The sequence below is a fragment of the Amycolatopsis sp. SID8362 genome (assembly GCF_010550475.1).
GTDB lineage: Bacteria > Actinomycetota > Actinomycetes > Mycobacteriales > Pseudonocardiaceae > Amycolatopsis > Amycolatopsis eburnea.
This window is the reverse complement of sequence record NZ_JAAGNB010000455.1, coordinates 1-7,276: the sequence shown is the minus strand read 5'-3', so window position 1 is coordinate 7,276 and position 7,276 is coordinate 1. Positions and strand designations below refer to the sequence as shown.

At 71.9% G+C, this 7,276-nt stretch carries 6 protein-coding genes and 2 pseudogenes; all 8 read left to right on the top strand.

Going from position 1 to position 7,276, the window contains the following annotated elements; genetic code table 11:
• Positions 1 to 210 (top strand): annotated as a pseudogene (locus tag G3I65_RS14390) (transketolase); the annotation flags it as partial.
• The gene (locus tag G3I65_RS14385; protein WP_160696558.1) at positions 195 to 1,157 is read left to right on the top strand and encodes a phosphoribulokinase; all 963 of its coding nucleotides are present in this window, start codon (positions 195 to 197) and stop codon (positions 1,155 to 1,157) included. The pseudogene G3I65_RS14390 and the gene G3I65_RS14385, both read left to right, overlap by 16 nt.
• Positions 1,158 to 1,381: 224 nt before the next feature.
• Positions 1,382 to 1,930 (top strand): NADH-quinone oxidoreductase subunit B family protein, encoded by a 549-nt coding sequence (locus G3I65_RS14380; RefSeq protein ID WP_160696557.1) that lies wholly within the window; start codon positions 1,382 to 1,384, stop codon positions 1,928 to 1,930.
• Positions 1,927 to 2,592 (top strand): NADH-quinone oxidoreductase subunit C, encoded by a 666-nt coding sequence (locus G3I65_RS14375; RefSeq protein ID WP_160696556.1) that lies wholly within the window; start codon positions 1,927 to 1,929, stop codon positions 2,590 to 2,592. Before G3I65_RS14380 ends, G3I65_RS14375 begins: the two co-directional genes overlap by 4 nt.
• Positions 2,592 to 3,866: an NADH-quinone oxidoreductase subunit D gene (locus G3I65_RS14370; protein WP_160696555.1), complete on the top strand. Its 1,275-nt coding sequence runs from the start codon at positions 2,592 to 2,594 to the stop codon at positions 3,864 to 3,866. The genes G3I65_RS14375 and G3I65_RS14370 overlap by 1 nt, the downstream gene beginning before the upstream one ends.
• A pseudogene (gene nuoE / locus G3I65_RS57275) lies at positions 3,863 to 4,447 on the top strand (NADH-quinone oxidoreductase subunit NuoE); the annotation flags it as partial. The gene G3I65_RS14370 and the pseudogene nuoE, both read left to right, overlap by 4 nt.
• 18 nt (positions 4,448 to 4,465) lie before the next feature.
• Positions 4,466 to 5,800: an NADH-quinone oxidoreductase subunit NuoF gene (gene nuoF / locus G3I65_RS14365; protein ID WP_239071161.1), complete on the top strand. Its 1,335-nt coding sequence runs from the start codon at positions 4,466 to 4,468 to the stop codon at positions 5,798 to 5,800.
• Positions 5,797 to 7,276 (top strand): NADH-quinone oxidoreductase subunit G (locus tag G3I65_RS14360; RefSeq protein ID WP_160696553.1); only part of this gene is annotated, 1,480 nt, incomplete at its 3' end. The genes nuoF and G3I65_RS14360, both read left to right, overlap by 4 nt.

Here is a 7,276-nt window from a genome sequence, read left to right as displayed (position 1 = left end):
CCGCCGTGTCCCGCGGTGTGGCTGGAGGCGGGCGTGCCGCACGGCTGGCAGGCGCTGGCGCGGCCGGGTGACGACGTGCTCGGGCTGCGGCGGTTCGGGGCCAGCGCGCCCGGCGCCACCGTCTACGCGGAACTGGGATTCAGCGTGACCGGCGTGGTGCGTGCCGCGCTGGCCCTGGTGGGATCGGAGCAGGCATGCCCCACAAACTGATCAAGATCAAGCGCGTCGAAGACCGGGGCCCGACCCGGCCGGTGATGATCGCGATCGCGGGCGACAGCGCGGCCGGGAAGACCACCCTGACCGCGGGTCTGGTCACCGCGCTGGGCCCGGAGCGGGTCACGGCCATCTGCGTGGACGACTACCACCGCTACGACCGGGTCGAGCGGAGGGCGCAGCCGTTCACCGCGTTGCACCCCGCCTGCAACTACGTCGAGATCATGGAGCAGCACCTCCAGCTGCTCGCCACCGGGCAGCCGATCCTGAAACCGGTCTACGACCACGGTTCCGGGCGGCTGGTCCGGCCGGAGCTGGTCGAGCCGCGCGAGTTCGTGCTCGTGGAAGGGCTGCTGCCGTTGCACACCAAGCTTTCGAGAGCGTGCTTCGACCTCTCGATCTACCTGGAGCCGCCCGAGGAGATCCGCCACGGGTGGAAGGTCGCCAGGGACACCGAGAAACGGGGGTACCGCCCGGAAGCGGTACTGCGCGAACTCGAGGCGCGCGAACCCGAGTCCGCCGCCTACATCCGGCCGCAGTCGGCGCTCGCGGACGTCGTGGTCCGGTTCGCGCCGATCGCCGGGCGCGACGATCCGCCGGGCACGCCGCTGTCCGCGGAACTGGTGCTGCGCCCGTCCGTCCAGCACCCCGACCTGAGCCGGGTGCTGGACAACGTCGAGCGGCACGCGATCCACCTGAAGCTCACCCGCGATGCCGACGGGCGCCCGGTGGACACCCTGCACGTCCACGGGCACGCGCGGCGGGACGAGAGTTCCGAGGTCAAGAAGGCCATCTGGGCGCAGCTGGGGATGGCGGCGGGCGACCCGCCGAGCACGCTGGGCACGTTCGGCGCCGGGCAGCACAGCGAACCGCTGGCGATCACCCAGCTGCTGCTGCTCTACCACATGCTGGACGCGACGGCCGAAGCCCGGATGTCGTCCTGATGCCGCCCGGCTTCCGGCTCCACGGCGTCCCGTGCGTCCACTGTGGACTTCCGGCGGACTTCCTGGAGCTGGCTCCCTGCGGTCTGCAGGTGGTGCACGCGCGCCGCGGCCGCTACGCCCGGTGTGCCATCAGGTTCCCCTGCCCGCTCCCCGGCTCGGGGGAGGCCGCCGCGGCGGCGGAGTCCTACCGTTCGACCACGGTGCGAATGATCGGAGGCAGGTGAATGGCAGGTCTGGAGGAGAAGCTCCCGAGCGGGTTCCTGCTGACCGGCATGGCGAAGGTCGCCGGCTGGGTGCGGAAGAACTCGTTGTGGCCCGCGACCTTCGGGCTCGCGTGCTGCGCGATCGAGATGATGGCGACCGGGGCGGGCCGCTACGACCTGGCGCGCTTCGGGATGGAGGTGTTCCGCGCCTCGCCGCGGCAGGCCGACCTGATGATCGTCACCGGCCGGGTGAGCCAGAAGATGGCCCCGGTGCTGCGGCAGCTCTACGACCAGATGCCGAATCCCAAGTGGGTGCTGTCGATGGGCGCCTGCGCGTCGTCCGGGGGCATGTTCAACAACTACGCGATCGTCCAGGGGGTCGATCACGTGGTGCCGGTCGACGTCTACCTGCCCGGCTGCCCGCCCCGGCCGGAGATGCTGATGCACGCGATCCTCGCGCTGCACGACGAAATCCGGAAGATGCCACTCGGCGTGGACCGCGAACGCGCGATCGCGGCGGCCAACGCGGCCGTGCTCGGCGTGCGCCCGGTCACCAGGGTGGCGACATGAGCGGGGAGCGGGCCCATGGCGGCGTCGCGGCGGTGCGGCAGGGCATGTTCGGCGTCACCGGCGCGGGGGACACGTCCGGCTACGGCGGTCTTTCGCGCACCGTCCGGTTTCCCGGCCCGGCTTCGCGGCCGTACGGCGGCTGGTTCGACGAGTTCGCCGACGTGCTGGCCGGCTCGGGCGTCGCGGCGGAGGCGGTCGAACGGATCGTGGTGGCCCACGACGAGCTGACGGTGTTCGTCGCGCGGTGGCACCTGACCGCTGTCGCCCGGGTGCTGCGTGACATGCCCGCGCTGCGGTTCGAACTGTGCTCCGGGGTCTCGGGCGCGCACTACCCGCACGATGCCGGCCGGGAGCTGCACGCGGTGGTCCACCTGCTGTCGATCACGCACAACCGGCGCGTCCGGCTGGAGATCACCTGCCCGAACGCGGACCCGCGGATCCCGTCCCTCGTCGGGGTCTACCCGGCGGCGGACGCACACGAGCGCGAGACCTACGACTTCTTCGGCATCGTCTTCGACGGTCACCCCGCGCTGACCCGGACGCACCTCCCCGACGACTGGTCCGGGCACCCGCAACGCAAGGACTACCCGCTGGGCGGGATCCCGGTCGAGTACACCGACGCCGCCGTGGCGCCGCCGCACGAACGGAGGTCCTACCACTGATGTCCACAGTGGATACCGTCACCGTCCAGGGCGGCGACTGGGACTCCGTCGCGGCCGACGACCGCGTCGTGGTCAACATGGGCCCGCAGCACCCGTCGACGCACGGTGTGCTGCGGCTGGTCCTCGAACTCGAGGGCGAAACCGTCACCGAGCTGCGCTACGGGATCGGCTACCTGCACACGGGGATCGAGAAGAACATGGAGTTCCGGACGTGGACCCAGGGCGTCACGTTCGTGACGCGCATGGACTACGTCGCGCCGTTCTTCAACGAGGTCGCCTACTGCCTCGCGGTCGAGAAGCTGCTGGGCGTCACCGAGCAGGTGCCCGAGCGGGCCAGCGTCATCCGGGTGCTGCTGATGGAGCTGAACCGGATCTCGTCGCACCTGGTGTGCATCGCCACCGGCGGGATGGAGATCGGCGCGCTGACCGTGATGACGATCGGCTTCCGCGACCGCGAGCTGGTGCTGGACCTGTTCGAGCGCATCACCGGGGTCCGGCTCAACCACGCCTACATCCGGCCCGGGGGAGTGGCTCGCGACCTGCCGGACGGCATCGAGCGCGAGATCGCCGAGTTCGTCCGGCTGATGCGTGACCGGATCGGCGAGTACGAAGACCTGTGCAACGCGAACCGGATCTTCCTGGCGCGCACCCAGGGGATCGCGTACCTGGACCTGACGGGATGCATGGCACTCGGCGTGACCGGGCCGCCGCTGCGGGCGACCGGGCTCGCCCACGACCTGCGCCGGAGCCAGCCGTACTGCGGTTACCAGGACTACGAATTCGAGGTCGGCACCCGGGTCACCTGTGACGCGTACGGGCGCTACCGGGTCCGGGTCGACGAAATCAAGCAGTCGCTGGCGATCGTCGAGCAGTGCCTGGACAAGCTGCGGCCGGGGCCGGTCATGGTGGCGGACAAGAAGATCGCGTGGCCGGCGCAGCTGTCGGTCGGCCGGGACGGGCTCGGCAACGACAAAGCCTACGTCCGTGAGGTCATGGGCCGGTCGATGGAAGCCCTGATCCACCACTTCAAGCTGGTGACCGAAGGGTTCAGGGTGCCGGCCGGGCAGGTCTACGTGCCGGTCGAGTCGCCCCGCGGGGAACTGGGCGTGCACGTCGTGAGCGACGGCGGGACCCGGCCGTACCGGGTGCACGTGCGGGATCCCTCGTTCGCCAATCTCCAGGCCGTCCCGCTGATGAGCGAGGGCGGCAGTGTCGCCGACGTGATCGTCGCGGTCGCCTCCGTCGACCCGGTGATGGGAGGGGTGGACCGATGACGACCATGGACAGCCGCGAGCTGGCCCACCTGACGGCGGACGCGAAGGCGATCATGGCCCGCTACCCGCGGCCGCGCTCGGCATTGCTGCCGCTGCTGCACCTGGTCCAGTCCGAGGAGGGCTGTGTTTCCGAGCGGGGGCTGCGGTTCTGCGCGGGGCTGCTCGGGCTGACCGTGGCCGAAGTCCAGTCGGTCGCGACGTTCTACACGATGTACAAGCGCGAGCCGGTCGGCGACTACCACATCGGCGTGTGCACCAACACGCTCTGCGCGATGATGGGCGGCGACGAGGTGTTCGACGCCTTGTCGGAGCATCTCGGCGTCGGCGATGACGAGACCACCGCGGACGGCCGGATCACCCTGGAGCGGGTGGCCTGCAACGCGGCCTGCGACCACGCGCCGGCCGTGCTGGTCAACTGGGAGTTCTTCGACAACACGACGCCCGAACGAGCTCGCGAGCTGGCCGACGACCTGCGTGCCGGACGGCCGGTCGCGCCGACGCGCGGCGCGGGTCCGCTGTGCACGTTCCGCCGGACGTCGCGAGTGCTCGCCGGTTTCCCCGATGGCCGCCGACAGACGGCCACCGGCAGCAACCCGACCCTGGCCGGTCTCCGCGCGGCCCGGTCGGACGAGCGGCTCACCCCGGTCCTGAGCCGGTTCTGGGACGCCGACCGGTCGTGGACGCTGGACACCTATCGCCACCACGGTGGCTATCGCGCGCTCAGCGCGGCGCTCGCGCTGCACCCGGACGACGTGATCGGGCTGGTGAAGGCCGCCGGGCTCCGCGGCCGGGGCGGCGCGGGTTTCCCGACCGGCGCGAAGTGGGGCTTCATCCCGCAGGGCGACGGGAAGCCGCACTACCTGGTCGTCAACGCCGACGAGTCCGAACCGGGCACCTGCAAGGACATCCCGCTCCTGTACGCCAATCCGCACGAGCTGATCGAGGGAATCGTCATCGCGGCCTACGCGATCCGGGCGGCCCAGGCGTTCGTGTACGTGCGGGGCGAGGTCGTGCCGGTGCTGCGGCGGCTGCACGACGCCGTCGCCGAGGCGTACGAGGCCGGGCTGCTGGGCGAGGACGTCCTCGGTACCGGCTTCGATCTCGAGCTGGTCGTGCACGCGGGCGCGGGGGCCTACATCTGCGGTGAGGAGACCGCGTTGCTGGACTCGCTGGAAGGGCGGCGCGGACAGCCGCGGCTGCGGCCGCCGTTCCCGGCGACCGAGGGGCTCTACGGCTGCCCGACGGTGGTCAACAACGTCGAGACGATCGCGAGCGTGCCCGCCATCGTCCGCCATGGCGCGGCGTGGTTCCGTTCGATGGGCTCGGAGAAGTCGCCGGGCTTCACGCTGTACTCGCTGTCCGGCCACGTCACCCGGCCGGGCCAGTACGAAGCGCCGCTCGGCGTGACCCTGCGCGAACTGCTCGCGGTCGCCGGCGGCGTGCGGGCGGGCCACGAGCTGAAGTTCTGGACCCCGGGCGGGTCGTCGACGCCGATCCTCACCGCGGAACACCTCGACGTGCCGCTCGACTACGAGGAGATCGCCGGCGCGGGCTCGATGCTCGGCACCAAGGCACTGCAGATCTTCGACGAGACCACCTGCGTCGTGCGGGCCGTGCTGCGGTGGACGGAGTTCTACGCGCACGAGTCGTGCGGCAAGTGCACGCCGTGCCGCGAGGGCACCTTTTGGCTGGTCCAGCTTCTGCGGGAGCTGGAGGCGGGCCGCGCGCCCGCCGCGGAAGTCGACAAAGCGCTCGACATCTGCGACTCCATCGCCGGCAAGTCGTTCTGCGCGCTCGGGGACGGCGCGGTGAGCCCGGTCGTGTCGTCCGTGGCGCACTTCCGCGACGAGTACCTGGCGCACGCGCGGGCCGGGCAATGCCCGTTCGACCCGCGGCGCAGCACCCTGTTCGCCGGCCGGGAGGGGCGGGGATGACCGTCACCGAAGCACGCACCGACCTCGTCACCCTGACCATCGACGACACCCCGGTCACGGTGCCCGCCGGCACGCTCGTGATCCGGGCCGCGGAGCTGCTGGGCGTCGAGATCCCGCGGTTCTGCGACCACCCCCTGCTGGAGCCGGTGGGGGCGTGCCGGCAGTGCCTGGTCGAGGTCACCGGGCAGCGCAAGCCGGTGACCGCGTGCACCACCGAGGTCGCGGAAGGGATGGTGGTGCGCACGCAGGCCACGTCGCCGGTCGCCGACCGCGCGCAGCGGGGCGTGGTGGAACTGCTGCTGATCAACCACCCGCTGGACTGCCCGGTGTGCGACAAGGGCGGTGAGTGCCCGTTGCAGAACCAGGCGATGGCCAGCGGGCACAGCCGGTCCCGGTTCACCGGCCCGAAGCGGACGTTCCCGAAACCGGTCCCCGTCTCCGCGCAGATCCTGCTGGACCGGGAGCGCTGCGTGCAGTGCGCGCGGTGCACCCGGTTCGCCGACACGATCGCCGGTGACCCGTTGCTGGCGCTGATGGACCGCGGTGCCGGGCAGCAGGTCGGCGCGGGCGACGGCGAGCCGTTCGACTCGTACTTCTCCGGCAACACCGTCCAGATCTGCCCGGTCGGCGCGCTGACGTCGGCCGCCTATCGCTTCCGCTCCCGCCCTGCCGACCTGGTGTCGACGCCGAGCGCGTGCGAACACTGCGCGTCGGGGTGCGCGACCCGCACGGATGCCCGGCACGGGCAGGTGGTGCGCCGGCTCGCGGCCGACGATCCCGAGGTCAACGAGGAGTGGAACTGCGACAAGGGCCGGTGGGCGTTCCAGTACATCACCACCGCCGCCCGGCTGCGGTCCCCGCTGGTGCGCGATCGCGCGACCGGCCGGCTCGAACCGGCTTCGTGGACGGCGGCGGCGCAGTGCGCGGCACGCGGGCTTGCCGCGGCGGGCGAGCGCGTCGGGGTGCTCACCGGCGGCCGGTTGCCGCTCGAGGACGCCTACGCCTACGCGAAGTTCGCCCGGGTCGTCCTGGGTACCAACGACGTCGACTTCCGGGCGCGGCCGCAGTCGGCCGAGGAGACCGGGTTCCTGGCGGCCTGCGTCGCCGGGGCCGCCGGGCCGTCCTACGCCGACCTGGAGCGCGCGACGGTCGTGCTGCTGGCCGGGCTGGAACCGGAAGAGGAAGCGCCGATGGTGTTCCTCCGGCTGCGCAAGGCCGTGCGGCTGCACGCGACGTCCGTGGTGTCGATCGCGCCGTTCCGCAGCCGCGGCCTGGCGAAGCTGGCCGGCAAGCTGGTGCGGACCGTGCCCGGCGACGAAGCACACGCCCTCCGCGCGTCGGCCGCCGTCCTGGGTGTGCCCGGCGCGGTCATCCTGGTCGGAGAGCGGCTGGCCACGTCGCCCGGCGCGTTGTCGGCCGCGCGCGAACTGGCCGAGACTTCCGGTGCCGCGCTCGGCTGGGTGCCACGCCGGGCGG

Bases quoted from the DNA above. Each gene is read 5' to 3' on its own strand.
- G3I65_RS14385 (WP_160696558.1), top strand. From the start codon at position 195: ATGCCCCACAAACTGATCAAGATCAAGCGCGTCGAAGACCGGGGCCCG.
- G3I65_RS14380 (WP_160696557.1), top strand. From the start codon at position 1,382: ATGGCAGGTCTGGAGGAGAAGCTCCCGAGCGGGTTCCTGCTGACCGGC.
- G3I65_RS14375 (WP_160696556.1), top strand. From the start codon at position 1,927: ATGAGCGGGGAGCGGGCCCATGGCGGCGTCGCGGCGGTGCGGCAGGGC.
- G3I65_RS14370 (WP_160696555.1), top strand. From the start codon at position 2,592: ATGTCCACAGTGGATACCGTCACCGTCCAGGGCGGCGACTGGGACTCC.